Below are 26397 nucleotides of genomic sequence, written 5' to 3'. Positions count from 1 at the left end.
CTTTTATTTGCCGGTTTAGCGTCAGCCCTTGCCGCGCCCGCGCTTTTCTTCGCGCACGAAGATCACCACGCCAACAATAATCATCAGCGCCAGGGCATACCAGGTAATGGCATAGACCAGATGGTTGTTCGGGAAGGTCAGCACGGTCAGCCCGCCGACAGGGGCTTGGGCCGGGTCGCGGCTGGGGCTGGACGCGGCGTCGGCATCAATGAAGTAGGGCGCCACGTCGGTCAGGCCACGGGCCTTGGCGATGCCGGGCAGGTCACGCGAATACCAGAGGTTGGCGGCCGGATCGTTGTTGCGCAGAAAACCGCTGCTTGGCTCACCCATGCGCAGCAGCCCGGTTACGCGCGCGTCGGCGGCGGGCGGCGGAGGTGACGCCGCCTGATTCTTGCGCCATTGCGGCAGCACGAAACCACGGTTGACCAGCACCGTGCCACCGCCATCGGCCAGTTGCAAGGGGGTCATGACCCAATAGCCGCTGCCCAGTTCGGTGGCCGCCTGCACCAGCGTCTGGCGGTCGTACTGGAAGGTGCCGGTTGCCGTTACGTGGCGGTATTCGGCATTGCCGGCGGTCAGGCCGCGCCAGTCCGGCTTGCCCGGCGCCGGCGCGGTGGGCGCATGCGCGCGCTGTTTCACCTGCGCAATCAGCTCTTGCTTCCAGGCCAGGCGATGCACCTGCCAGGTTCCCAGGGCGCACAAGCCCGCAAAGAGCGCGGCAGCCACCACCCCCAGGATGACCAGGGTGGTTTTGCTGCGCGGTTTACGGGGGGTGTCGCGGAATGTGTTGTCTTTTACTGCGGCCATCAGGGCATTTTCCGCATGTCGTGTATGGACATGGGCATCATATTGGCGTTCAAGTGATACATGATCCAGATTGATCCGCTGAGCGTGATTACGACCAGCACCAGCGTGAATATTAACGCCAACATGTTCCAGCCGCTTTCGGACTTGGTGTCCATGTGCAGGAAGTACACAAGGTGGACCACGATCTGCACCATCGCGAACGCCAGGATGATCAGGGCGGTTGTGCGGGAACTCTCGAACACGCGGTCCATGACCAGCCAGAATGGAATCGCGGTCAGGATGGCCGCCAGGATGAACCCCGTGACGTAGCTCTTCACGGTGCCGTGGCTGGCACCGTCGTCGTCATGGTCGTCATGGTGGTCATGGCCATGGTGGCCGCGGTCTGCCAGGTTATCCATGTGCGAGCTCATGGCAGCACTCCCATCAGATACACGAAGGTGAACACGCCCACCCAGATCAGGTCCAGGAAGTGCCAGAACAGCGACAGGCACATCAGGCGGCGGCGGTTCTCGGGGATCAGGCCGTGCAGGCGCACCTGGATCATCATCGTCACCAGCCAGACGATGCCGAAGGTGACGTGCAAGCCGTGCGTGCCGACCAGGGTGAAGAAGGCCGACAGGAAGGCGCTGCGCTGCGGCCCCGCGCCCAGGTGGATCAGGTGCGTGAACTCATAGATTTCCAACGCCAGGAAGCCCAGGCCCAGAATGCCGGTGATGCCCAGCCACAACTGCGTCGCGCCGATGCGCTTGCGCCGCATCTCCAGCATGGCGAAACCGTAGGTGATGGACGACAGCAGCAGCAGCGACGTGTTCACCGCCACCAGGGGCAGGTCGAACAGGTCGGCGCCGGACGGGCCGGCCGCGTAGCTGCGGCCCAGCACGCCATAGACGGCGAACAGGCAGGCAAAGATGAGGCAGTCGCTCATCAGGTAGACCCAGAAGCCCAGCAGGGTGCCGTTCTTGGGGTGATGTTCGCCCGGGACGTAGAACACGGGCTCGAAGGGCGGCGTGGCGCCGCCTTGCAGGGTGGGGGCCAAGGTATCAGACATGTTTCGCTAACAACCTCGTGCGGGCGTCTTCTTCGCGCACGACCTCGGCGGCCGGCACGTAGTAGTCGCGCTTGTAGTTGAAGGTATGAATGATGGACACCAGGATCAGCGCCACGAAAGACAACACGGCCAGTGGCCACATGTGCCAGATCAGCGCAAAGCCCATCACCACGCTGATGGCCGCCAGCACCACGCCGGCCCAGGTGTTCTTCGGCATGTGGATGGGGATGAAGCCCTGCTGCGGCCGCTGGTAGCCGTGCTGCTTCATCTGCCACCAGGCGTCCAGGTCATGCACGCGCGGGGTGAAGGCAAAGTTGTAGTTGGGCGGGGGCGACGACGTGGACCATTCCAGCGTGCGGGCGTCCCAGGGGTCGCCCGTTTCGTCGCGCAGTTGGTCGCGGCGGCGGTAGCTGACCACCAACTGGATGATGAAGCTGGCGATGCCGCAAGCGATCAGCAGCGCGCCAAACGCCGCGACCTGGAACCAGATCTGCAACGACATGTCTTCAAAGTGGCTTACGCGGCGGGTCACGCCCATCAGGCCCAGCACGTACAGCGGCATGAAGGCCACGTAGAAGCCCACCAGCCAGAACCAGAACGAGCACTTGCCCCAGAACGGGTCAAGCTTGTAGCCAAAGGCCTTGGGGAACCAGTAGGTGATGCCGGCCATCAGCCCGAACAGCACGCCGCCGATGATGACGTTGTGAAAGTGCGCCACCAGGAACAGGCTGTTGTGCAGGACGAAGTCAGCGGGCGGCACCGCCAGTAGCACGCCTGTCATGCCGCCGATCACAAACGTGACCATGAAGCCCATCGTCCACAGCATGGGGACTTCAAACTGGATGCGGCCGCGGTACATGGTGAACAGCCAGTTGAAGATCTTGGCGCCGGTCGGGATCGAGATGATCATCGTTGTGATCCCGAAGAACGAGTTCACGCTGGCCCCTGACCCCATGGTGAAGAAGTGGTGCAGCCAGACCAGGTATGACAGCACCGTAATCACCACCGTGGCGTACACCATGGAGGCATAGCCGAACAGGCGCTTGCGGCAGAACGTGGCCACCACTTCCGAGAAAATGCCGAAGGCGGGCAGGATCAGGATGTAGACCTCGGGGTGGCCCCAGATCCAGATCAGGTTCACGTACATCATGGCGTTGCCGCCGAAGTCCGCCGTGAAGAAGTTGGTGCCCACGTAGCGGTCCATGGACAGCAGCGCCAGCACGGCTGTCAACACCGGGAAGGCCGCCACGATCAGCACGTTGGTGCACAGGGCGGTCCATGTAAAGATGGGCATGCGCATCATCTTCATGCCGGGCGCGCGCATTTTCACGATGGTGACCAGCAGGTTGACGCCGGATAGCAGGGTTCCCACCCCGGCAATCTGCAAGGCCCATATGTAGTAATCGACCCCGACGTCGGGGCTGTGCAATATGCCTGATAGGGGTGGATACGCCAGCCATCCGGTGCGCGCGAATTCGCCCACGAACAGCGACATCATCACCAGGATCACGCCGCCTGTCGTCATCCAGAAACTGAAATTGTTCAGGAACGGAAAAGCCACGTCGCGCGCGCCGATCTGCAACGGCACGATGTAGTTCATCAGCCCCGTGACCAGCGGCATGGCCACGAAGAAGATCATGATCACGCCATGCGCGGTGAAGATCTGGTCGTAGTGGTGGGGCGGCAGATAACCGGTGGAATCGCCAAAGGCCACGGCCTGCTGCAAGCGCATCATGATGGCGTCGGCGAAACCGCGCAGCAGCATCACGATGCCCAGAATCACATACATGATCCCGATTTTCTTGTGGTCGATGCTGGTGAACCATTCATGCCACAGATAGCCCCACTTCTTGTAGTAAGTGATGGAGCCCAGCAGCACGATGCCGCCCACCGCGACCACGAAAAACGTGGCAAGCAGAATGGGGTCGTGAAAGGGGATGGCGTCCCAGGTCAATCGACCGAAGATCAGCTTGGTGAGGTCTGGTTGATCAGGCATCTTGATTCCAGCGTAAAGACCACGATTTCATGAAACCCCTGCGTCATCCGGTTCGGATCGCGGCAGACGCGCGGCGCTACAACACCAGCCCTTCGGTCGACGTGCACATGGAACCCACGTACTTGCGCGGCGGCGTGCCGGTCAGCCCCAGGCGCTCGCGCGTGGCCGGGTCCAGGGTGGTGATGTTGAGCGCGCCGGGTATGCCCATGCCGCCTTGCGAGTCGATGGCCATGGCGTCCTTCATGCACATGCGGTTGCCTTCCACGCAGCGGTTCACGATGGCGTCGAACAGGCCTGGCGCCACCGAGGCGTAACGTTGCACGGGGTTGCGTTCGCTGGGCTGTTCAAGCTTCAGGTAGGCGTCGCGGCTAAGCGTGGTGCTGGAGGCGCGGGCGTCGGCCACCCATTTGTCAAAGCCTTGCTGGTCCAGGCCGTGGAACTTGAAGCGCATCGCCGAGAAGCCCGGGCCGCTGAAGTTGGCGGACAGGCCTTCGTATTCGCCGGGGTGGTTGATGACGGCGTGCAAGGTGGTCTGCATGCCGGGCATGGCGTAGATCTGCCCGGCCAACGCAGGGACGAAGAACGAGTTCATCACCGATGACGACGTGATCTTGAACTGGATGGGGCGGTCGACCGGCGCGGCCATTTCGTTGACGGCGGCCACGCCTTGTTCGGGATACAGGAACAGCCATTTCCAGTCCAGCGCCACCACCTCGACCACCAGCGGCTTGGTGCCGGCGGGCACCTCGCGGCCTTCGGACAGGCGGGCCAGCGGTCGGTAGGGATCAAGCTGGTGGGTGCTGACCCAGGTCAGCGCGCCCAGCGCAATGATGATCAAGAGCGGCGCGGCCCAGATCAGCAGCTCCAGCATGGTGGAGTGGTTCCATTCCGGGTCGTAGTGCGCGTCCTTGTTGCTGGCCCGATAGCGCCACGCAAAAAGAAACGTCAAGAAGATGACCGGCACGATGATCAGCAGCATCAAGCCGGTTGAGATGATGATCAGATTGCGTTGCTGCACTGCTATGTCGCCTGATGGCGAGAGCAGCACCGCATTGCATCCAGCGAGCAATGGCAGGGCGGCAATCAAGATCAATCCGCGGAGCCTTGGGAGGGACGACATGGCCATACCCCGAAACGTAACCGTGGGAAGTAAACGCAACACTACGCTGGAAGCCGCGAAAAATCTAGGGTAAAAGAACAAAAGTGTGCACGGGATTGTGCGCGCGGCAGGGCGCTATCCCTGTGTGGATGCGGCTTGGCGCGTGGTGGCTTCGTCGCGCGCCAAGCAGGTTGCAAGATCGTAGACAAGGCGGTTTCGAACGTCCTTTCGAACTTCCAACAGTGAGCAAATCCATGTCGACCTCCACGCGGTATCCCGGTCATGCCCCTTCCGTTCCCGGCCCGGGGCCCACGTCCGGCGGGGCCAGCCATGCCAAGGTGGCTCCAGGCGAAATCGCGGTCGGCGTGGTGGTGGGGCGCGCGTCTGAATACTTTGATTTTTTCGTATTCGGCATCGCCTGCGTGCTGGTCTTTCCCAAAGTCTTCTTCCCGTTTGAAGCGCCGCTGGAAGGCACGCTTTGGGCGTTTGTCATCTTCTCGTTCGCGTTCATCATGCGGCCCATCGGCACCGCGCTGTCGATGGCGATTCAGCGGCGTTGGGGCCGCGCCACAAAACTGACCGTTGCCCTGTTTGTGTTGGGCACCGCCACCGTGGGCATGGCGTTCCTGCCCAGCTACGAAACCATCGGCGCGCACGCCATTGTCTTGTTGGCGGTATTTCGTTGCTTGCAAGGCTTGGCGTTTGGCGGTTCTTGGGACGGCCTGCCGTCGTTGCTGGCGCTGAATGCGCCGCCGCATCGGCGTGGCTGGTATTCAATGATGGGGCAGTTGGGCGCGCCGGTGGGTTTCCTGGTGGCCAGCGCGTTGTTCCTGTATTTGCACGTGACGCTGACGCAGGCGGACTTCCTGGAATGGGGCTGGCGCTATCCGTTCTTCGTGGCCTTCGCCATCAACGTGGTGGCGCTGTTCGCGCGCTTGCGTCTGGTGGTCACCGAGGAATACACGCAACTGCTTGAAGAGGGCGAGCTTGAACCCATCAGCATCGCCGAGATGGTGCGCTCGCAAGGCTACAACCTGTTCATTGGCGCGTTCGCCGCCTTGGCCAGCTACGCGCTGTTCCACCTGGTCACAGTGTTTCCGCTGTCCTGGATTGCCATCAGCGCCACGCAGCGGGTTACCGACGTGCTGATCGTGCAGATCTTTGGCGCGGTGCTGGGCATTCTGGGCACGGTGGCTTCGGGCTGGCTGGCCGACCGCATCGGTCGGCGCACCACCTTGGGCCTGCTGGCGGGGGCAATCGGCATTTTTGCCTTGTTCACGCCGTGGCTGCTGGGGGGTGGTCCGGTCGCGCAGGACGCTTTCATCCTGGTGGGCTTTGTGTTGCTGGGCCTGTCATATGGGCAGGCGTCCGGCACCGTCACCGCGAACTTCACGCGCCGCTTCCGTTATACCGGCGCGGCGCTCACGTCCGACATGGCCTGGCTGATCGGCGCGGCGTTCGCGCCGGTGGTGGCGTTGGGCTTGTCGGCTCGGTTTGGGCTGGTGGCCGTCAGCATCTATCTGCTGTCGGGCGCCGCGTGCACCTTGCTGGCGCTGCGCATCAACAAGGTGCTGGAAACGCGGGATTAATAGCGCGCGCCCTCCAGCACATTCGCCACATTGATCCCCACATCCGCCACGGCATAGCCGCCTTCCATCGTGAACACGGTGGGCAGGCCCAGGCTGGCCAGCGCGCGGCCCAGGTCAAGGTAGTCGGCGCTTTTCAGCTTGAACTTCGAGATGGGGTCGCCTTCGTAGGTGTCCACGCCCAGCGCCACCACCACGGCATCGGCCTTGAACGCCTGAATGGCCGCAAGGCCCTCTTGCAGCGCTTGCGTCCAGGTGGCGAAGTCGGTGCCGGCCGCAAGCGGCAGGTTCAGGTTGGCGCCGAAGCCCGCGCCTTCGCCTGCTTCATCGGCATAGCCCAGAAAGAAGGGGTATTCCGTGGTGGGGTCGCCGTGTATCGATACGGTCAGCACGTCGCCCCGTTCATAGAAAATGCTTTGCGTGCCATTGCCGTGGTGGTAGTCCACGTCAAGGACCGCCACGCGCGCGGCGCCAGCATCGCGCAGGGCTTGCGCGGCCAGCGCCGCGTTGTTCAGGAAACAATAGCCGCCGAAAAAGTCGGCGCCCGCATGGTGGCCGGGCGGGCGGGTCAAGGCCATGGCGGCGCGCGGGCCGCCCGGCGCCATCACGGCGCGTGCCGCGTCGATGGCGCAAGCCGCGCCGACAGTGGCCGCTTCCCAGGTGCCTGCCGTCAGCGGGCAGCCGCTGTCGAACGAGAACAGGCCGAGGCGGGCGGCGAAGTTGGTGGGTTCGATATCGTGGCGAAAGCCCCGCACGGGCCAGACGGACGGCAGGATGTCGAGGTCTGCATTGGCCGGGTCCAGCGCCACCCAGTCCTGCCAGGCGCTGGCCAGAAAGTCCACGTAGCGCGGCGTGTGCACGCGCTTGATCAGGTCCATGTCGGGCGCCGACGGCGCGCGCAGTTCGCCAATGCCGCGCTGGCGCAGCGCGTCCAGCACATATTCCAGGCGCGCCGGCGTTTCGTGGCAGGGCACGAGTTTGCCGCGGAACATCTCTTGGCGGCCTGCGTGTTTGTCATGGACGGGATTGTGGAAAATCAGCACGGCATGGGTCCTTGAAGGGGCGGGCAATGAGGGGTGACGAACGTCACCAATACGGATTGACGAACGTCACTATAGCGACCGCCACCCGTACCAGGCTACGGCGGGCAGCTCGCGGAATACGGAATAGAGGTCGCGCCATTCAAAAAACCGGGGATACCCGCCGCTGACGTCCGCCACGCCGTGGCGGCGCAACGCCAGCATGGTGCGCGGCAGGTGGAAGTATTGCGTGACGGCCAGCGCGCTGGTGTAGCCGTGTTCGCGCATATAGGCGCTGGCGTGGCGCGCGGTGGCCCAGGAATTGTTGCCCGCGCTGTCCATCACGATGCGGTCGGCGGGCACGCCGCGCGCCTGCAAGTAGTTGCGCATCACGGCGGCTTCATCGGCGCCGGCAGGGTCGACGCCGCCGCTGACGAAAAGAATGCGGCATTGTCGGGCCGCATAGCATTCGTAGGCGCGATCAAGCCGCGCGGCCAGGCGAGGCGAGGGCTCGCCACTGGGCAGCACAGTGTTGCCCAACACGATGGCCACGTCGGCGGGGCGCGCGCGGGTGAGCAGGCCGGTGGCCGCCAGGGCGGCGGCGGCCAGGGTCAGCGCGATCAGGGCGGCCAGGAGCAGGGCGGCAAGACGGAAGGCTGAAGCGCGGCTCGAACGGGCGTGATCAGGTCGAAGAAGCTTGGGCGGCATGGGCGGCACGCTGGTGGATGAACCTCAAAACGTGCTTATTGTGAGGCGGGCGGTTGTTGCGGCAAGGGGTACTCGAAGCCGATGTCGTTGGACACGATGGGCTGGGCAAGATTGCCCGGGTCGGTCAATACAACGGCCGCTCGGTACTTGCCCGGCGCCAGCGCGGGCAGGAACGGCACGTTGCTGTAGCCGTTGTCGTTCAGCAGGTAGGCCGGCTTGCCGTCTTCGCCGGCGGCCCAGACGATAGTGTCGCGGGCCAGGCCCAGCGGGTTGGCGGGGTGCAGGGTGTCGGCTTCGCGCTGGTAAAGCGGGTGCACGATGCGGTGGCCCTGTGCGTTGCTCAGCAGCAGCCAGACACGCGGCGCATTCAGGGCGACAGGCGCTTCACGGGTGTTGGTCACGCTGACGATGAACTGGCCGCCGTCCTCGCCATTCCAGTCGGCCAGCGTGTCGGCAAGGTCCAGCGTCAGGGAGCCAGGCGACGACGGCGCCACCAGCCGATGCTTGTCCACGCGCAGATCGGCATAGCGCACCCACTTCAGCACATCGCCCGCCGTCTTGCTGGCGTAGCGCACTTGCAGCCAGTCGGGCGGGCGCAGGGCCACGACGTCCAGGTGTTCGCCTTCGGTGGCGGTCAGGGTGGGTGTGGCGTTGACGTCTGGGGTGTCGGTCAGGTCCAGCTTGCTGACCGGCACGGCGCCGCCTTCCAGTGGCGATCCTTCGCCTTCGATGTCGATGCGGTCAATCGACCCGTCTTCGCGAAAGCGGTAGCGCAGTTCGGCGGCCTCGCTCTCCAGGCCGAACAGCGCCTGCGTGCCCCACGACGTGGCGCGCACCGTGCCGTCGGGTCGCAGCACATAGTCTTCGAAGCCGTGGCTGGCGGCGCCATAGCGGCACGCGAGGTGGATCACGGCCTGCTTGTCGTCGATGACCGGGTTGACGAAGCCTCGGCACGGGCTGGATGGGTCGGGGTGCACGATTTCCTTGAAGCCGCCGCGATCAGGCTGATACAGGAATAGCCGGGCGATAAGCTGCGTGCTGCCGCCGCTTTGGCCCAGTATCAGGTCGCGGTAGCCATCGTGGTTGATGTCCACGGCTTGGACCTGGTCAACCACGTCGTCATCGAAGCTGCCCAGCGGCTGCATGGGGCCATCGCCCACGCGCACGGTGGCCTGCTGGGTATCGCCGCTGCTGAGGGTGACCACGCCCGGCAGGCCCGCCTTGATGGAAAACGGCACGTTGCGCGGGGCGGCTTGCTCCTGCGCCTGCCCCGCCCACGCCGCCAGTGCGGCCGCCAGAAAAATCCGTTTCATGCGCCTCTCCCCGCCTTGAGCAAGGGGGGCAATATACCGCGTCGCCCTGCGGGAAAACGAGTAGCGCGCAGCAGCGAGGGGCGGAGCATCTTGAGTAGAATTGACGGTCTGGTGTCGTCCAGGCCTTGTGCGTCGTCGCGCGTTTTTTCGCCATGAACCTTCCCTTTCCCATCCGCCAAGAATGTCCGCCGGGCGCCTGTGTGTGCGACCGCGACACCCTGTTGGCGGACCCCGCCGCGGATATCCGCATCCTGCGGCTGACCAAGGAAGAAGAAAAACGGCTCGTCGCGCGCTTGGAAAACATCACCAGCCTGGATGACCTGCGCGCCATGCAGGGCCGCATCCAGGCGCAGTTGGGCATCGTGATCGTGATTACGCCCAGCGACAACGAAGTGCGTACGTCGCGCGGTATTGCGATTCAGCTGGAAGACGCGCCGGGCTTGTGCCGCAAGACGCGCACCGCGCTGCCCGCCGCCATCCGCCGGGGTTTCGAGAACAAGCCTGAAATCGTCTATGCGCTCTTGAACGAGCGCGACCTGCTTGCCGGCACCTGATCCGGGTTATTCGCAAGGCTCCAGCGGCGCCACCGCTGTCGGCGTGCGGCCGGCTTCGGGCCGCGTGGCGGGCTGCTTGCCGCTGCGTACCGGGTAGCTCAGGATGACGGCGCTGCCGGCCGCCAGCCTGGCGGCGTTGGGCGAACCATACGCCACCGTCCAGCCGCGCACGGCCAGTGGCGCCAGCGTGTATTGCAATGCCGAGCCGGGCGATACGTGCGCCACCTTGCCGGCAAACAGTTCCTGTTGCGGGATCTGTTTGCCGTCGGCCAAGGTATAGGTGACGATGCGGTCCAAGGCGGCGGATTCGCCGCGCCGCGCCAGGATGGCGGTTTTGTATTTGCCGGGAGGAATATCCGACAGGCTGACGTTGACCGGTTCGGTCGCCTGCCCGGAGGCGTTCAAGTGCACACCGGTGATGTCGACGCGCGCCAGCGGCGCGGCCCCCGTATTGCGCACACGCACGCTGTACTGCCCTGACGTGCCGGCGACGGTGCAGACATCCACGCTGGTGTTGCTGGGTGATGCGGGCGTGGCTGCCATGGCGCCCAGGGGCAACAGGCAGGCCACGACCAACAAGGCGGCAGAGGTCGGGGCGGGAACAGTTCGGGTGGGCAAGGCACGCTCCTGTGTCGGGGCAGCGCACCGGGCTGCGCGTTGCCTGCCGGTATTACACCACTTGGTTACCCCTCGTGGTCACCCCCCTTGGTCACCCCCTGAGTTGACCCCTGGGTCAGATCACCTGGCGGCCAGGCGCCGCATTGGCCTGCTCGCGCTTGCCCGCCAGCCAGTGCAAGACCATGGCCAGCGCCACCAGGCCAACCATGATGAAGCCCCAGAAGATCCAGCCGAGCACCGCGATCAGCGTGCCCAGGCTGCCCGCTACCGGCAAGATTTGATTCAAGCCCTGCGCGGCCCACACCAGGCCGCCTTGCAGCGACGCCAGCCAGGCCGGGTCCACCCAGCCCGCGGCCCACGCGGGCGCAACCCATTGGGACGTGTCCAGCGCGCTGCCCGGCACCTGCGCGGTAGAGATGGTGGCCAGCACCCAGTCAGTCAGTTGCAGGGTCAGCGCCACCAACCCCGTCCAGAGCGCGGCTAGCGCGGCGAAGGTGAGCCAGATGATTTTCTTCATTGCAGTGGTACTCCGATTCAAAAGAGGGGCCACGATAAAGCGGATTCTATTTCTAAAAAACCAGAGTGCGTGTGACAAACATTAAGAAAAAACCGAAGTCTTTGCGTGCGCCAGCACCGCTTGAACCAGGGGATGGTGCTGGCCGCGCCGGTTGCGGATGGCGTGGATTTCTTCATGCACGCCATCGCAGCGGGCCAGCGGGCGCAAGCCGCGCAGCAGGCCGATATCGTCGCCGCCCAGCCGGCTGAGCGGGAATACGCCCAGGCCGCGCGCGGCAAACACCGACATCAGCGCGCTGTCTTCGAATTCGCCCACCACGTTGGGCAGCACGCCCTGTTCGCCGAACCAGCGGTCCAGCGTCTGGCGCAACACGGAATGGCCGGTGGGCAGCAGCACGGGCAGCCGCTCCAGGCAGCGCGGGAAGTCCTGCGTGTCGGCCTTGCGCACCAGCCGCGCCGGGCCATACCAGTCCACCGCCGACGACACCAGACGGTCGCTGGTCAGGCGCAGGTTGGGGTTGGCGGGCGCGCCCTGGCCGGCCAGCACCAGGTCCAGATGGTGTTGGGCCAGTTCGCCCAGCAGTTCTTCCACCTCGCCTTCATGGCAGGTCAGGCGCAGGTCGGGCGTGTCCAGCACGGGGCCCAGCAAGGCGTGCGCCGCCAGCTTCGAGATGCCGTCGGACAGGCCCACGGACAGGCGGATGACAGGCTTGGTGGCGGCCGCGCGAACTTCCTGCGGCAGCACATGGCCGATCTGAAAAATCTCTTCGGCGCGCGCGAAAGCGGCCTTGCCGGCGTCGGTCAGGGCCACGCCGCGCCCGGCGGGTTTTAGCAACTGGTGGCCCAGGTTTTTTTCCAGATCGCGCACTTGGGCGCTGATGGTCTGGATGGCCATGTCCAGCCGTTCGGCGGCCCGGGAAAAGCCGCCTTCCTTGGCCACCATCCAGAAGTAATACAGGTGTCGGTAGTTCAGCATGACTTGTCTTCACTTCGGTTTTTTCGAACCTTAACTCACTTTCAGGCTGATTTCTCGGTTGGCATCAAATCAGGATCATGGGCACCTTCGAACACAGCGGGGCAATCATGGACACTTTGATCACATTCTTCACCAACGACTTTTTAGGGACACCGACCTGGGCCTGGCTCCTGTTCGTGAGCATTGTCGTCAGCTTGCTGGCCTTTGACCTGGGCGTGCTGCACAAGGAAGACCGCGAGATCGGCGTGCGTGAAAGCCTGTTGCTGTCGGGCGGCTACATCACCGCCGCGCTGCTGTTCGGCGGCTGGGTGTGGTGGCAGTTGGGCGCGACCAGCGGCATGGCCTATTACACGGGCTTCATGATCGAGAAATCGCTGTCCATGGACAACGTCTTCGTGATCGCGCTGATCTTCAGCTTCTTCGCGATTCCCCGCCAGTACCAGCATCGCGTGCTGTTCTGGGGCATCTTGGGCGTGATCGTGCTGCGCGCCATCATGATTGGCCTGGGCGCCGCCTTGGTCAGTAACTTTGGCTGGCTGCTGTATTTGTTCGGCGCGTTCCTGGTGTTCACGGGCATCAAGATGTGGATGATTGCCGACCAGACGCCGGACATCGCCACCAACCCAATCCTGAAGTTCCTGAAGCGCCATATGCGTGTCACGGAAGGCCTGCGCGGCAACGCGTTCGTGGTCACCGAGACGGACCCGGCCTCCAACAAGAAGGTGCGCTTTGCGACCCCGCTGCTGCTGGCCCTGGTGCTGATCGAGTTTGTTGACCTGGTGTTCGCGGTGGATTCGGTGCCTGCCATCTTCGCCATCACGACGGACCCGTTCATTGTCTACACCAGCAACATCTTCGCCATCCTGGGCTTGCGTGCGCTGTACTTTGCCCTGGCTGCCATGATCCACCGTTTCCACTACCTGAAGTACGCGTTGGCCCTGGTGCTGGTGTTCATCGGTACGAAGATCTTCCTGGTCGGCTTCATCGGCAAGGTGCCCGCGGCGGTGTCGTTGGGCGTGACCTTCAGCCTGATCCTGGGCGGTGTGTTGTTCTCCTTGTGGAAAACCCGCTCGGATACGTTGACGACGCAGTAATCCTCAGCGTTGCTGTCCCCAGCCGCCGGCTTTGTCCGGCGGTTTTTCTTTGGGCTCTGCCATAGGCATTCGATATGAAAAATGGCGTGAATACATATTTGTAATATGACGCGGCCAGGCGTAGAGTCCCCGCGTATCCGTCCTTCAGCAAGGAGCCGCCATGAGCCACACCGCAAACCACAACAGTTGGTCCGCCAAGCAATATTCCGCCTTTGAAAACGAACGCACCCGACCCGTGCGCGACCTGGTCGCCGCCTTGCCAAACCAAGCGGTCGGGCTGGCGGTGGACCTGGGCTGCGGGCCGGGCAATTCCACCGAAGTGCTGGCTGCGCGCTATCCCGACGCCGAGGTCACCGGCATGGACAGTTCGCAAGACATGATTGAAGCCGCGCGCAAGCGTCTGCCGTCCTTGCAGTTCGAGCTGGCCGATATCGCCACCTGGAATCCGCCCCGGCAGTACGACGTGATCCTGGCGAACGCGGCGCTGCAATGGGTGCCTGACCACGCCACGCTGTATCCGCGCCTGGTCGGCAAGCTGGCGCCCGGCGGCAGCCTGGCCGTGCAAACGCCCGACAACATGGAAGAGCCCGCGCACCGCCTGGCGCGGCAAGTGGCGGGCGAGGCGCCGTGGGCCGCGAAGACGGGCAGTGTGAAGCACCCGCCGCGTCACAGCGCGTCCTGGTACTACGAGTTGCTGAAGCCGCATTGCGGCATGCTGGATGTGTGGCGCACCACCTATCATCATCCGCTGGCTGGCGCGGCGGCGGTGGTGGAATGGTTCAAGGGCACGGCGCTGCGGCCGTATCTGGACAAGCTGGACGCGGCCGAACAGGCGAGCTTTCTGGCGCGCTATCAGGCGCTGATCGCCGAGGCCTATCCCGCGCTGGCCGACGGCACGGTGCTGCTGCCGTTCCCCCGCTTGTTCATCGTTGCCGGCCCCAAGCAGGACTAGGCGCGTCGGGCGAAGCCGGCCCCTGCGATTTGTCGGCGAAGTATCGCGCCGGGGTTTTGCCCAGCGTCTTCTTGAACATGGTGATGAAGGCGCTGACGGATTCATAGCCCAGGTCTTCGGCGGTGCGCTGCACGGACACGCCCGCCGACAGGCGCTGCAAGGCCACGATGATGTGCAGTTGCTGGCGCCAGCGGCCAAAGCTCATGCCGACTTCCTGCTGCACCAGGCGCGCCAGCGTGCGTTCGCTCATCGCCACGCGCTTGCTCCACTGGGCGACCGTGCTGCGGTCGGCGGGGTCCGCGTTCAGCGCGTTGGCGATCTCGCGCAGGCGGGGGTGGTCTGACAGCGGCAGATGCAGGCGTTCGGTGGGCATGCGGCGCAATTGTTCGATCAGGACCTCCGCCAGTTGCTGGTTGGCTTCTGTTTGCGCCTCGGCCGCGGGCAGCGCGGCCAGGTGCACGATCAGTTCGCGCACCAAGGGCGTGATGGCCAGCGTGCAGCATTCATTCGGCAGGCCCGAGGCAGCGGCCGGCACGAACAAAAAACAGACGCGGGCATTGGCGGTGACGCGGTTGCTGTGCGGCACGCCGCCCGGAATCCATACGCCGCATTGGGGCGGCACCATCCATAGCCCTTGCGGTACCGAGCAGGTGACGCCGCCGCGCAAGGCCAGCACAAGCTGGCCCATGTGGTGGCGGTGCGCGGGGGATTCGTTGTCCCGATCCGGGGCGTCCACCGGCATCGCAAAGGCGGGCTGCGAGCTTGAGTCGGGATCGAAGGGCGTGGGTGGGAAAGGGTGCATGCGGGCGGGGCAGGGAGCGGCGGACGACGACCCGACGGGACGGTCCGGCGCGGTTTGGCTGAATTTCGGGATAGTTTGTCATTGTCTCGAAATTCGGTAAAGGCGCGCCTGCGTAAGCTTGCGGCATGAATCCTCTTCCCGTTTCTCTACGCACCGGCAGCCGTCCGGTGTGGCTCATCCTGGGCATTCTTTGCATTGCCATGGCCCTGCGCGCGCCAGTAACGGGGGTGCCGCCGCTGATTGGCATGATCCGTGAACAACTGGGCCTGACGTCCACGGCGGCCGGCATGCTGATCACCTTGCCTTTGCTGGCGTTTGCCGTGGTGTCCTTGTTTGCCGCGGGCCTGGCGCGCCGCCATGGCCTGGAACGCACGCTGTTCGGCGCCATGGTGCTGATTGCTGTCGGCATCGTGGTGCGCACACAGGGCGCGGCCTGGGGCCTGTATGGGGGCACGGCCATCATCGGGGCGGGCATTGCCATCGGCAATGTGCTGTTGCCCAGCCTGGTCAAGCGCGACTTTCCGCAGCACGTTGCCGGGCTGACCTCGGCCTATGTGTTGACGATGAGCATCGTGGCGGGCGTGGCCTCGGCCATTGCGATTCCCCTGGCGGGGTGGTCGACAGGGCTGTCGGTAAACGGTTGGCACTTTTCCACGCTGTGCCTGCTGGTCTTGCCGCTGGCCAGCATGCTGCTGTGGCTACCGCAGTTGGCGCGGCACACGCCGCCGGCGTCAACCACCGCGCACGCGCCGCACGGCGGCCGCCTGTGGCATTCGCCACTGGCGTGGCAGGTGACCTTGTACCTCGGCATCAATTCCTTTGTGTTCTACGTGGGCGTGAGCTGGCTGCCCGCCATCTTGCGCGACGCCGGCTATTCCGCCGAGCGCGCGGGTTCCTTGCATGGACTGCTGCAACTGATGTCCGCCGGCCCCGCCCTGTTCCTGGCGCCGGTGGTGCGCCGGATGAAAGACCAGCGCGGCGCGGCGTTCTGCTCGGCTGCGTCGTCCTTCGTGGCGTTCGTGGGTCTGATCACGGCGCCCGGCTGGGCCACGGCCTGGATCGTGCTGCTGGGGCTGGGCACGGGCGGCGGCATCATTCTGGGCTTGGCCTTTGTGGGGCTGCGCGCGCGCCATGCGCAGCAGGCGGCGGCCTTGTCAGGCATGGCGCAATGCGTTGGCTATCTGTTCGCCGCCAGCGGCCCCGCCTTGATGGGCGCGCTGCATGACCGGCTTGGCGGGTGGAGCGTCGCCTTGGCGTTGTGCGCGATCCTGTGCGTGGCGATGGCGGTCATCGGCCTGTATGCGGGCCGCGCCATTCAGATTGGCGGGCCGCGCGTGCCGAGGCCGCAACCGGTGTCCACGGCCCGCTAGCCGGGGGATGCCGCGTGCGCCTTCCATAGTTGCATCAGCGTGTCGGGCGCGTCGGCCTCGGGCACGTCGAAGCTGATGGCGCTTTGCTCGTCGCGGTCCAGCACGATTTCGACGTGGAAATAGCGTTGGTCGCCACCCGCTTGGGCGCAGTCCGCCACGGCACGCGGGGCCGCGCGTTGCAGCGCGTCGCCGACTTCCTGGCGCACCTCGGGGGCGCAGGTGGCCAGGTTGATGCTGCGCGGCTGCGTCAGCGCGGGCAGGTACGCCACGCCGCCTTCGCGGGTCAGCCGTACCAGTAGCACCAGGTCCAGAGGGGGCAGTTCGATCATGGCAGGACTCCTACGGCGGCCCAGGCTTGTGACACCGCGTTTTGGACGTCCGCGTCGTGACGTTCGGCGGCCACGGTTGACGTCAGAGCGGCGAAGGCCTTGAAGTCGGCGTCGTGGCGCAGGCGCTTGTCGCACAGCGTGTCGTACCAGACGCGGCCAGCGCCTTTCCACGCTGGACCGTCCAGCGAGGTGGCCGCCAGGAAAAACGCGCGGTTGGGAATGCCGGAATTGATATGTACCCCGCCGTTGTCGCGCGGGGTATCGACGTAGTCGCGCATGTGGGCGGGCTGCGGGTCTTTGCCCAGCACCGGGTCGTCGTAGGCGCTGCCGGGTTCCGCCATGGACCGCAGCGCGCGGGCGTTGACCTGCTCGGTGAACAAACCCGCGCCCACCAGCCAATCCGCCTGCGTGGCGGTCTGACCCAGCGCGTACTGCTTGACTAGGGCACCGAACACGTCGCACAGCGATTCATTCAAGGCGCCGGACTGGCCTTGGTAAAGCAAGGCGGCTTCGGAGTCGATCACGCCGTGTGTGAGTTCATGGCCGATGATGTCCACGGCCACGGTGAAGCGGTTGAAGATTTCGCCGTCGCCATCGCCAAACACCATCTGCGCGCCGTTCCAGAAAGCGTTGTCGTAGTCGTCGCCGTAGTGCACGGTGCCTACCAGCGGCAGCCCGTGGCCGTCGATGGAATGGCGCTTGTATACCTCCCAGAACAGTTTGTAGGTGGCGCCCAGGTGCGCATAGGCCTCGTCCACCGCCACGTCGCCACTGGCCGGGCGGCCTTCGGCGCGCACCAGCGTGCCGGGCAGCGTGGTGGTGTTGTGCGCGTCATGCACCGCGCGTTCCGGCACACCGGGGGGCGACGGGGGGGAAGCGGGCGCCAGCGTGGCGCGCGACGGTTGCGCGGACATTTCGCGCAAGCCGCGCTGCTGCTGATCGATGATCAAGGTTTTGACGGCGGGCATGCTGACGCGCGCGTCGCTGTGTTGCGCCAGGCGGTCCAGCATGTAAGGGGGAATCACGCCGATCAAGGGAGCGGACTCGGAAGGACGTGGCATTCGGTCTCCATCTTCAGCGCCGGCCGCTTGCCGACCGGCAGAACTCGGGGTGAATGTTCACGGTAGCAGATCGCCCCAAGCCGATGCCGTAACAGTCTGCGGCCTGATGCGAGCAAGCGTGCGGGGCGGCGCGCAGCCGTTTCCGTCCCTGTCATCGCCGCGATTTGCAGGGTCGCAACGTCTAGAAATGTCTAGCAACATTGCTGGCGCATTGGAGGTTTAATCCGTCCCTTTCACCGGCTAGAATCCGGTGCTTCTTTCCCGGGGGGGCGCGATGAGGTATTTCCTGATCTTGGTGGGAGCGGCCGTGGTCGCTTATTTGCTCGCGCGCGGCATCGCGGCCGTGCTCTCGGACCGTAAACGTTCAAAATCAGAAAGGGACTCGAAGTGAAGCCGACAGATATCCAGATGGTCAAGACGATCGGCGCGGTCAAGCCGCGCAACATCAAGGTCGCCCTCATTACCGGCATTCTTTTCCTGCTGATCCTTTTCATCGCTTTCGGTTCGTGGTTCCAGGTGGACCAGGGCGAGCGCGGCGTGGTGCTGCGCAACGGCAAGCTGGTGCGCGTATCGGAACCGGGGCTGGATTTCAAGACGCCTTTCATCGACAACGTGATGATGGTGTCGGTGCGCGACCACACGTTTGTGTTCGAGAAACTGGAAGCCTATAGCTACGACCAGCAGCCGGCGCAACTGCGCGTGTCCGTGACCTATCGCGTGCCGCCCGAGCACGTGGCCGAGCTCTATTCGGAATACGGCACCATCAGCAATCTGCAGATGCGTGTGCTGGAACGCAAGACGCCCGATGCCGTGAAGAACGTGTTCGGCCAGTACACCGCCGTGCGCGCCATCCAGGAACGCCAGAAGCTGGGCCTGGACGTGAACAACGCCGTGCTCAAGACGATGGAAGGCGCACCGGTGCAGGTGGTGGGCGTGCAGATCGAGGAAGTGGGTTTCTCGCAGGCCTACGAGCATTCCATCGAACAGCGCATGCTGGCCCAGGTGCAGATCGAGACCACGCGCCAGCAGAAGGAAACGGCCATGATCAACGCCGAGATCCAGGTGGTCAAAGCCCGTGCCGAAGCCGATGCGCGCCGCCAGCAGTTCACGGCAGAGGCCGACGGCATCCGCATGCGCGGCGAAGCCGAGGCGGCGTCGATTCGCGCCAAGGCCGAGGCCTTGGCCGCCAACACCAATCTGGTGAGCCTGAACGCCGTTGAGAAATGGAACGGCGTGCTGCCCGCCACGCAGGTGCCCGGCTCGGCCCTGCCGTTCATCGGCATTAAATAAAGGTGTACCTGGCGTAATCCTAGGGATATCCCTCTGTCAAGAATTGCAAAGCGGGCGCAAGGTGGCTTCATGGGCGCTCGACGCACGCTTTACGATGAAGCGGCGTCGGGCCATGAAGGGGCCGGCGCGCTTGCCTAACCGCTTCAGCAAAGGAGACGTGGATGTCGCAGTTGGATTGGACGTCCGGTGATACCGCGCCGGACCGGCAGGGCTATTACGAAACACGCTTTGATACGGGACGCACCGCCATCACGCTGTACAGCGTGCTGGGCTGGATGCCGGTGAAGACGCCCGGCAACATGGTGAGTTGGCGGCCATTGCCGCCAGCGGCCGAGCGGGAAGAGGCCGAACGCCACATTCAGGAAATACGCGCGGCGCAGGCCCATATCCCGATGGATTACTAGCCGGACCATCGGGCGCTTGAAATCAGTGGTTGCGATAATGAGAATTATTTGTAAAATTCGCCACCCTGGTTTTTTGACCGTCCCCGTCCGGCTCATGTCCCGCTCTTCCTCCCCCCGCACCGGCTGGCTCGCCTATTACGACGAGCTGGTAGGCGTATGGAGCCGGCGCACGGGCAACCGACACGACGCCGAAGATGCCGCCCACGACGCCATCGAACGCTTGCTGAAGGCCGACGCCAGCGTGGCGCTCAAGGCGCGCGGGTATCTGTTCCAGGCGGCGGGGCATCGGCTGATTGATCGCTGGCGGCGGCAGGACCGCGCCGAACACGTGCCGTGGGACGAACTGGACGAAGCGGATCAGCTGAGGGTGGATGACCCCGAGGCGTCCTTGCGCGCATCGCGGCTGGCCGACGACCTGGCCAATGTGCTGGCGGAATTGCCGCCCAAGTGCCGCCAGGCTTTCGTGCTGAACCGCATCGAAGGCTGGACGCAGGCCGAAGTGGCGCAACACATGGGCCTGTCCAAGAATATGATCGAGCGCTACGTCATGCGCGCCATCGAGCATGTGCGCGACCGGCTGCGTGACCACACCCCATGACGATGTCTTTCATGAACAACCGCGATGAACCGCGCGAACCCGCCACCGCCGCGTGGTGGTTCGCGCGCTGGCATTCGGGCGATCTGACGCGCCGCGACCGGCGCGCGTTTGCCCGTTGGCGGCGCGAACACCCCGAGGGGGCGCGCGAGTTCGACCGCATGCAGCAGTTGGGAAGCGCGGCGGCGGGCCTGTCGCGCAGCCAGGTGGAATCCCTGCTTGGCGGACCGGTGCCGGCGCGGCCGGGCGCGGGGCGGCGGCAAGCGCCATCCCAACGCCTGTTTTCCCTGCGCATTGCCCTGGCCTGTGCGGCTGTGGCCGTGGCGGCCTTGGGCGTGTGGTGGAGCATGCCGGTGCAGGCGCCCACGTTCACCACCCTGGTCAGCACCGAACGCGGTGAACGTCGCCAACTGAGCTTGCCCGACGGCTCCGTGCTGGAGGTCAACGGCGGCACGCGCGCCCAGGTCAATCTGTATGCCGAGCGCCGCTACGTGGTGCTGGACCAAGGCGAAATCAATTTCACCGTTGCCGCCGATGCGGCGCGTCCGTTTACCGTGGATGCCGGCAGCGGCGTGGTGCGCGTGACGGGCACGGTGTTCGACGTGCGCCGCGACGCCGATCAGGTGCGGGTGCTGGTGGAGTCGGGCACGGTGCAGGTGTCGGGCGGCCATTGGTGGAACCTGGGCCACGCGGTGCTGCGGGCGGGCCATGGCATCCGCGTGCCGGGCAGCGGCGCGATCGGCGTGCCCGCGCCCGCCGATGTGTCGAGCGCCACGGCTTGGCGCGAAGGCCGCGTGGTGTTCAAGAACGCGCCGCTGGCCGACGTGGTGCAGGAAATGAACCGCTATCTGGCGACGCCGCTGCGCTTGGCGGACGACAAGGCGGGGCGCCTGCGCGTGTCAGCCTCGTTTACGCTGGACCGGCCCGAGGCGCTGGTCGACGCCTTACCCGCGGTGGCGCCCGTGCGGCTGATGCCGCGCCCCGGCGGGCCGATCGACATCTATGCCAACAGCCATGCCAATCCTGGCGACGCCGCCACGGTTACAAAATAAATGGGAATGAGATTCAGGTTTATCCGCGTTTGATTCGTTCTACGAAGGAAGGCGCTGCCGCCAGGCTTCTTTGACCGGCACCGCCACCCCCGTCCCTCGTTGAACCGAAACAGCAGGTAGTCGTGACTCTCTTTGCACACAGGTATTCCCATGCGGCGCCGCGCCGCGCCGGCGCAGCCCCGCGCTTCATGCATTCTTCCCTGGTGGTGGCGTTGAGTCTGGCGCTGGGAGTGGGGCTGGGCGTGATGCCGGATTCCGCGCACGCACAGAACGCGCCTGTGTCGATCAACATCGGCGCGCAACCCTTGGGCGACGCGCTGCTGCAATGGGCGGCCCAGACCAAGGTGCGCGTGTTCTACGCGCCCGACGTGGTCGCCGGCCTGAACACCCGTGGGCTGCGCGGCAGCCTGGCGCCCGAAGAAGCCTTGCGCGGTCTGCTGCAAGGCACGGGCGTGACGTACCGCTGGCAAGGCGACAGCATCATCCTGGCGCGCGACGCTGGCGTGGCCAGCCTGGCGCCGGTGACGGTGCTGGGCAATTCAGATCCGGCAGTGACCGAGGGCACGGGTTCCTACACCACGCCGGCCTCGTCGGCGGCCACCGGCCTGACGCTGTCGCTGCGCGAGACGCCGCAGTCCGTCAGCGTGGTGACGCGCCAGCGCATCGATGATCAGAACATGCGTTCGCTGGACGAGGTGATGGGCAACGTGGTGGGCGTGCAGGTGGTCAGCGAAGACACCGACCGCACCGACTTCTGGTCGCGCGGTTTCTACATCGACAGCCTGCAATACGACGGCGTGCCCACTACCATCGGCCTGTCGATGTATGGCGAATCCGATAACGATTCCTTCATCTACGACCGCATTGAAGTGGTGCGCGGCGCAACGGGCTTGATGACCGGCGCGGGCAACCCCGGCGCGTCGATCAACCTGGTGCGCAAGCACGCCAACAGCAAGACCTTCACGGGCTCGGTCAGCGCGGGCTTTGGATCGTGGAACCAGTATCGCGGCACGCTGGACATGACCACGCCGCTGAACGAGGCAGGCACGGTGCGCGCCCGCATGGTCGCGCTGTACCAGGGCCGCGATTCCTATATCGACCTCTACCAGGCCAACAAGAAGGTGTTCTACGGCGTGATCGACGCCGACCTCACGCCCAACACCACCTTGAGCGTGGGTGCCGACTACCAGGACAAGCGTCCGCGCGGCTCGACCTGGGGCAGCCTGCCCGTGGTGTTCAGCGACGGCACCGCCACCGACTGGCGGCGCTCCAAGACCACGGCGGCGGACTGGACGTATTGGCACACCACCAACCAGACCATGTTCGCCACGCTGTCGCACCGCTTTGACAGCGACTGGGAAGTGCGCGCGGACTGGTCGCAGCGCAAGAGCAAGTACGACGCCAAGCTGCTGTACCTGTACGGCGCGCTGGACCGCGAGACGGGCACGGGCCTGCGGGCGCTGCCGGGCTACTGGAATTCCTACGCGCAGCAGACCTCGCTGGACGTGCAGGCCAAGGGCCCGTTCAGCCTGCTGGGCCGCAAGCACGAAGCGGTGGTGGGCGCCATGCGCAGCCGCTATGGCGAAGACTTCTACCGCTACGGCTTTGATAGCGCGTCGCTCGCCAGCACCGGCAACTTCTATCAATGGGACGGCTCGTTCGCCCAACCCATGTGGACAGACGCGACCCTGCGCGGCACGGTCACGCATCAAAAGGGCGTGTATGCCGCCGTCCGCTGGTCGCTGACCGACCGCCTTACCGCCATTACGGGCGGGCGCTACGCCACCTGGCAATCCAAGTCCGACACGCGAGACCAGAAAGATTCGCAGTTCATTCCCTACGCGGGCGTGGTCTACGACATCAACGACACGTATTCCACCTACGTCAGCTATACGGATATCTTCCAGCCGCAGGAGAACCGCGACCGCAACGGCAATTACCTGGACCCGGTGCAAGGTCAGAACTACGAAGTGGGCGTGAAGGGCGAATACCTGGACGGCAGGTTGAACACGTCGATTGCGCTGTTCAAGGTCAAGCAGAGCAAGGTCGCGGTGCTGGACGGCGACACGCTGGTGCCGGGATCGTTCGAGCAGGCCTACACCACCGCCGACGGCGTCACGACCAAGGGCGTGGAATTGGAAGTGAGCGGCATGCTGGCGCCCGGCTGGAACGCCTACGCGGGCGGCACGTATTACACCAGCCGCGATGCCCAGGGCGTGTCCGTGAACACCGAGCGCCCGAGAGCAATGGCCAAGCTGTTCACCACCTACCGCTTGCCCGGCGACTGGAACAAACTGACCGTGGGCGGCGGCGTCAACTGGCAGATTTCAACGTATAGCCAGGTCAGCGCGGGCAGCGATACGGTCACCGCCAAGCAAAAGGCCTATGCGATTTACAACCTGATGGCGCGGTATGACTTCAGTTCGGCGTTGTCGGCGCAGTTGAACGTGAATAATTTGTTCGACAAGAAGTATTACCTGGGCGGCGTGGCGAGTCAGGTGTATTACGGCGAACCCAGAAGCGTGTTCGTGAACCTGACGGCGAAGTTCTGACAAGGCGGGGGATGGGGTGATGGGGTGATGGGGCGGGATGATGGGTTCCGCGCGATCGGCGCAATCTTCTTGCCCAGGCCAACCCGCGTTGCACCCATCCTACATTCCGAGTGCCGGCGCGAGTCGGTACATCATTCCGTCGCGTGTAGGCACGATCATTCCGTCGCGTGCCGACACGACCATTCCGTTGCGTGTCGACGCGATCATTGCGCCGCATGCCGACGCGGTTGTTTCGCCGTATGCAGACACGATCATGCCGCCACGTGCCGGCACGACCATTCCGTCGCGTGCCGACGCGATCATTCCACCGTATGCCGACACGATCGTTCCGCCGTGCGCCGGCACGATCATTCTGCCGTGTACCGAAACGATCGTTCCCCCACGTGCCGACGTGGTCGTTCCGCCGCGTGCCGACCCGACCATCCCGTTGCGTGTCGACGCGATCATTGCGCCGTATGCCGACGCGGTTGTTCCGCCGCATGCAGACACGATCATGCCGCCACATGCCGGCACGACCATTCCGTCGCGTGCCGACGCGATCATGCCGCCACGTGCCGGCACAACCATTCCGTCGCGTGCCGACGCGATCATTCCGCCTTATGCCGACACGATCGTTCCGCCGTGTGCAGGCACGATCGTAGGATGGGTGTAGCGCGAGATTGTCTGAAGAAGAAAGAGATCGCACAACGCGCAAACCCATCAAGCAACGTTGAATTCGCAACGGAATCAGCCAGAAGGCGCGTGATGGGTTTCGCGCGATCGGCGCTATCTTCTTGCCGACGCCAACCCGCGCAGCACCCATCCTACATTCCGCCACACGCCGCACGTCGGCACGATCATTCCGCTGCGTGCCAACACGATCATTCCGCCACGCCCTCGGGACGCGTTCCGCCCGCGCCCGGATTCCCCATCTTGAAAACGATTCAAAGATACTTATAATTGCGAATCATTTTCATTTTGTTTGGGATTCTGGCGGTGACGCCGGGGCGCCGCCATGCCATCCTCATCCTTCGCTCCTCATGCCGAAGTGCAATCCGTCTATCAGGCGCACCACCAGTGGCTGCGCGGCGTGCTGCTGCGCAAGCTGGGCAATGCGTCCGATGCGGCCGATGTGGCGCACGACACCTTTGAACGGCTGATACGCGCCAATGTGCGGGAACCGCTAAGCGAGCCGCGTGCCTACTTGCGCACCATCGCCACGCGCCTGTTGATCGGCCGCGCCCGGCGCGCGGCGATCGAGACGGCCTACATGGAATCGCTGGCCTTGCAGCCGGTGGCGGTGGAGCCGTCGGTGGAATCGCGCGCCTTGATTTTGGAAGCGCTGGAGCAAATCTGCGAACTGCTGGACACGCTACCCATGACCAGCCGCCGCATTTTCCTGATGGCGCAGGTCGATGGCATGTCGTACGCCGACATAGGCCAGCAATTGGGCCTGACGGCCAACGCCGTGCAGAAGTCGCTGGCGCGCGCCTTGGTGCATTGCTACACGGCGGTGTACGGGTGAACAAACGGTGAACCAACGTGTGAACCCCTGTGTAAACCCAGAACCCATGGACAGCGCCAAGTTGCTGCGCCCGCATGCGCCGGAAGCGGGCCGGATCGATCCCAAGATCGTGCGTGAGGCCGCTGACTGGTGGGCGCGTTTGCGCGAAGGCGCCTGCGACGACACCCGCCTGCGGTTCGAACGGTGGCGGCAGGCTCAGCCCGCGCATGAACTGGCCTGGTTGCGGCTGGTGGCCTTGACGCGCGATGTGGACCTGGGCGTGGCTGAAGCGGGTCACGAGGTTGCCGCCCGCACGCTACGGCAGGCGCCGCTGATCCAGTCGCGCCGCAACGCCATGCGCTGGATGGTGTCGGCCGCGGCCTTAGGCTTGGGCGCGTGGGTGGTGGGTGAACGCGGCGCCATTGTTCGCCTGGCCGCCGACCTGCGTACCGGCACCGGTGAACGGCGCGCGCTGACCTTGCCGGACGGCACGCGGCTGGAACTGAACACCGCCAGCGCCGTGGATCTGCGCTACACCGCCAGCCAACGCGAAGTGGTGCTGCTGGAAGGCGAAATCCTGGTAACGACCGCGCAAGACCCGCGAGGCCGACCGTTCACGGTGCGCACGCGCGGCGGCATCCTGACGCCGGTGGGCACGCGGTTTCTGGTGCGCGACCTGGACGACAGCCAGGGAGGCAGGGCAGGGGTGCGCGTTGCGGTGCTGGAAGGCGCGGTGGATGTGCGCGGCCTGGACCCGGCCGATCCGCCCCGACGCGTGCATGCGGGGGAACAGGCCGAGGTGTCGGCGGCGGGCGTCTTTGCGTTGCAGGAGCTGCAACCGGCCACCTCCGCCTGGATCAACGGCATGTTGATTGCCAACGAGATGCCGCTGGCCGCGTTCTTGCAAGAACTGGCGCGCTATCGGCCCGGCCGGCTGAGCTGTTCGGACGAGGCCGGCGCGTTGCGCGTGGTGGGTGCGTTCCCCTTGGCCGACAGTGACAAGGTGCTGGCCATGCTGCAAGAGGTGTTGCCCGTGCGCGTGCGGCAATACACCCGCTATTGGGTCACGGTGGGGTTGGCCTGAGCCCGCCGTCCCGTTCGCCCGCCCGCGATTGATTTGTAACCGGAACGGCGTAAGTCCCGAATCAGCGCGTCATGTAAGGAAAGCAGCCC

General features: G+C 64.9%; 27 protein-coding genes. 13 read left to right on the top strand and 14 right to left on the bottom strand.

The annotated features are described in order from the left end of the window. Positions 1-21 precede the first annotated feature (21 nt). The 5 genes from ELS24_RS24835 to cyoA form a co-directional block, all read right to left on the bottom strand. Entirely contained in the window at positions 22-807 is a 786-nt protein-coding gene (locus tag ELS24_RS24835) for an SURF1 family protein (protein ID WP_050445416.1), read from the bottom strand. Continuing rightward, positions 807-1217 carry a cytochrome o ubiquinol oxidase subunit IV gene (gene cyoD, locus ELS24_RS24830; protein ID WP_050445414.1) on the bottom strand — a complete coding sequence of 137 codons (411 nt, stop codon included), beginning with the start codon at positions 1215-1217 and terminating at the stop codon, positions 807-809. The genes ELS24_RS24835 and cyoD overlap by 1 nt, the downstream gene beginning before the upstream one ends. Then, on the bottom strand, positions 1214-1855 hold the full coding sequence (gene cyoC, locus ELS24_RS24825) for a cytochrome o ubiquinol oxidase subunit III (RefSeq protein WP_127185617.1): 642 nt from the start codon (positions 1853-1855) through the stop codon (positions 1214-1216). The genes cyoD and cyoC overlap by 4 nt, the downstream gene beginning before the upstream one ends. Continuing rightward, entirely contained in the window at positions 1848-3851 is a 2004-nt protein-coding gene (cyoB, locus tag ELS24_RS24820; protein ID WP_050445412.1) for a cytochrome o ubiquinol oxidase subunit I, read from the bottom strand. The genes cyoC and cyoB overlap by 8 nt, the downstream gene beginning before the upstream one ends. 76 nt (positions 3852-3927) lie before the next feature. Continuing rightward, positions 3928-4971 carry a ubiquinol oxidase subunit II gene (gene cyoA, locus ELS24_RS24815; protein WP_050445556.1) on the bottom strand — a complete coding sequence of 348 codons (1044 nt, stop codon included), beginning with the start codon at positions 4969-4971 and terminating at the stop codon, positions 3928-3930. Between the two features lie 233 nt (positions 4972-5204). Between cyoA and ELS24_RS24810 the strand changes: the two genes are divergently transcribed. Then, entirely contained in the window at positions 5205-6539 is a 1335-nt protein-coding gene (locus ELS24_RS24810; protein ID WP_127185616.1) for an MFS transporter, read from the top strand. Here the strand turns inward: ELS24_RS24810 and ELS24_RS24805 are convergent. The 3 genes from ELS24_RS24805 to ELS24_RS24795 all read right to left on the bottom strand — a co-directional run bounded on the left by ELS24_RS24805 (position 6536) and on the right by ELS24_RS24795 (position 9576). Beyond that, positions 6536-7579 carry a histone deacetylase family protein gene (locus ELS24_RS24805; RefSeq protein ID WP_127185615.1) on the bottom strand — a complete coding sequence of 348 codons (1044 nt, stop codon included), beginning with the start codon at positions 7577-7579 and terminating at the stop codon, positions 6536-6538. The genes ELS24_RS24810 and ELS24_RS24805 overlap by 4 nt on opposite strands. Positions 7580-7648: 69 nt before the next feature. Next, positions 7649-8263 carry a YdcF family protein gene (locus ELS24_RS24800; RefSeq protein ID WP_127185614.1) on the bottom strand — a complete coding sequence of 205 codons (615 nt, stop codon included), beginning with the start codon at positions 8261-8263 and terminating at the stop codon, positions 7649-7651. 35 nt (positions 8264-8298) lie between these two features. After that, the gene (locus tag ELS24_RS24795; RefSeq protein WP_127185613.1) at positions 8299-9576 is read right to left on the bottom strand and encodes an XAC2610-related protein; all 1278 of its coding nucleotides are present in this window, start codon (positions 9574-9576) and stop codon (positions 8299-8301) included. 152 nt (positions 9577-9728) lie between these two features. On the opposite strand from ELS24_RS24795, the gene ELS24_RS24790 reads away from it, so the two are divergent. Continuing rightward, entirely contained in the window at positions 9729-10130 is a 402-nt protein-coding gene (locus ELS24_RS24790; RefSeq protein WP_050450118.1) for a hypothetical protein, read from the top strand. 6 nt (positions 10131-10136) lie between these two features. Here the strand turns inward: ELS24_RS24790 and ELS24_RS24785 are convergent, their stop codons facing one another. The 3 genes from ELS24_RS24785 to ELS24_RS24775 form a co-directional block, all read right to left on the bottom strand. Then, positions 10137-10748 (bottom strand): hypothetical protein, encoded by a 612-nt coding sequence (locus ELS24_RS24785; protein ID WP_050450101.1) that lies wholly within the window; start codon positions 10746-10748, stop codon positions 10137-10139. A gap of 115 nt (positions 10749-10863) precedes the next feature. Then, positions 10864-11265 carry a hypothetical protein gene (locus ELS24_RS24780; protein WP_050450102.1) on the bottom strand — a complete coding sequence of 134 codons (402 nt, stop codon included), beginning with the start codon at positions 11263-11265 and terminating at the stop codon, positions 10864-10866. Between the two features lie 81 nt (positions 11266-11346). Beyond that, positions 11347-12240, bottom strand: coding sequence for a LysR family transcriptional regulator (locus ELS24_RS24775; protein ID WP_050450103.1), 894 nt, complete (start codon positions 12238-12240; stop codon positions 11347-11349). A gap of 107 nt (positions 12241-12347) precedes the next feature. Here ELS24_RS24775 and ELS24_RS24770 point away from each other — a divergent pair, with 107 nt between their 5' ends. Then, positions 12348-13334, top strand: a complete 987-nt coding sequence (locus ELS24_RS24770; protein WP_050450119.1) for a TerC family protein — start codon at positions 12348-12350, stop codon at positions 13332-13334. A 160-nt stretch (positions 13335-13494) separates the two neighbouring features. Further along, complete coding sequence (gene tam, locus ELS24_RS24765; RefSeq protein WP_127185612.1) at positions 13495-14286, top strand: trans-aconitate 2-methyltransferase; 792 nt, start codon at positions 13495-13497, stop codon at positions 14284-14286. On the opposite strand, the gene ELS24_RS24760 is transcribed toward tam, so the two are convergent. Next, positions 14258-15088: an AraC family transcriptional regulator gene (locus ELS24_RS24760; RefSeq protein ID WP_050450105.1), complete on the bottom strand. Its 831-nt coding sequence runs from the start codon at positions 15086-15088 to the stop codon at positions 14258-14260. The genes tam and ELS24_RS24760 overlap by 29 nt on opposite strands. A gap of 125 nt (positions 15089-15213) precedes the next feature. Between ELS24_RS24760 and ELS24_RS24755 the strand changes: the two genes are divergently transcribed. Then, positions 15214-16458 (top strand): MFS transporter, encoded by a 1245-nt coding sequence (locus ELS24_RS24755; RefSeq protein WP_164741295.1) that lies wholly within the window; start codon positions 15214-15216, stop codon positions 16456-16458. Here ELS24_RS24755 and ELS24_RS24750 read toward each other — a convergent pair. Both ELS24_RS24750 and ELS24_RS24745 read right to left on the bottom strand, forming a co-directional pair. Beyond that, positions 16455-16787 (bottom strand): protealysin inhibitor emfourin, encoded by a 333-nt coding sequence (locus ELS24_RS24750; protein WP_050450106.1) that lies wholly within the window; start codon positions 16785-16787, stop codon positions 16455-16457. The genes ELS24_RS24755 and ELS24_RS24750 overlap by 4 nt on opposite strands. Then, positions 16784-17848, bottom strand: coding sequence for a M4 family metallopeptidase (locus ELS24_RS24745; RefSeq protein ID WP_127185611.1), 1065 nt, complete (start codon positions 17846-17848; stop codon positions 16784-16786). Before ELS24_RS24745 ends, ELS24_RS24750 begins: the two co-directional genes overlap by 4 nt. 408 nt (positions 17849-18256) lie before the next feature. Here ELS24_RS24745 and ELS24_RS24740 point away from each other — a divergent pair, with 408 nt between their 5' ends. The 8 genes from ELS24_RS24740 to ELS24_RS24705 all read left to right on the top strand — a co-directional run bounded on the left by ELS24_RS24740 (position 18257) and on the right by ELS24_RS24705 (position 26308). Then, positions 18257-19138, top strand: coding sequence for a prohibitin family protein (locus tag ELS24_RS24740; RefSeq protein ID WP_127186453.1), 882 nt, complete (start codon positions 18257-18259; stop codon positions 19136-19138). 161 nt (positions 19139-19299) lie between these two features. Next, positions 19300-19542 (top strand): hypothetical protein, encoded by a 243-nt coding sequence (locus tag ELS24_RS24735; RefSeq protein ID WP_050450109.1) that lies wholly within the window; start codon positions 19300-19302, stop codon positions 19540-19542. Between the two features lie 94 nt (positions 19543-19636). Then, on the top strand, positions 19637-20140 hold the full coding sequence (locus ELS24_RS24730) for an RNA polymerase sigma factor (protein ID WP_050450110.1): 504 nt from the start codon (positions 19637-19639) through the stop codon (positions 20138-20140). Positions 20141-20151: 11 nt separating this feature from the next. Further along, positions 20152-21189, top strand: a complete 1038-nt coding sequence (locus ELS24_RS24725; protein ID WP_240669373.1) for a FecR family protein — start codon at positions 20152-20154, stop codon at positions 21187-21189. Between the two features lie 188 nt (positions 21190-21377). Next, a complete protein-coding gene (fhuE, locus tag ELS24_RS24720) occupies positions 21378-23741 on the top strand; it encodes a ferric-rhodotorulic acid/ferric-coprogen receptor FhuE (RefSeq protein WP_164741293.1) in 2364 nt (787 codons plus the stop codon). Between the two features lie 88 nt (positions 23742-23829). Then, on the top strand, positions 23830-24393 hold the full coding sequence (locus ELS24_RS24715) for a hypothetical protein (protein ID WP_127185608.1): 564 nt from the start codon (positions 23830-23832) through the stop codon (positions 24391-24393). 342 nt (positions 24394-24735) lie between these two features. Continuing rightward, entirely contained in the window at positions 24736-25245 is a 510-nt protein-coding gene (locus ELS24_RS24710) for a sigma-70 family RNA polymerase sigma factor (RefSeq protein WP_050450114.1), read from the top strand. 46 nt (positions 25246-25291) lie between these two features. Beyond that, positions 25292-26308 (top strand): FecR domain-containing protein, encoded by a 1017-nt coding sequence (locus ELS24_RS24705; RefSeq protein ID WP_127185607.1) that lies wholly within the window; start codon positions 25292-25294, stop codon positions 26306-26308. The last annotated feature ends 89 nt before the right edge of the window (positions 26309-26397 follow it).

The organism is Achromobacter spanius, assembly GCF_003994415.1.
In the GTDB taxonomy this organism is placed as follows: Bacteria; Pseudomonadota; Gammaproteobacteria; order Burkholderiales; family Burkholderiaceae_B; genus Achromobacter; species Achromobacter spanius_C.
Note: the sequence above shows the minus strand (reverse complement) of the source record. Positions and strands in the feature narration are given on the sequence as shown.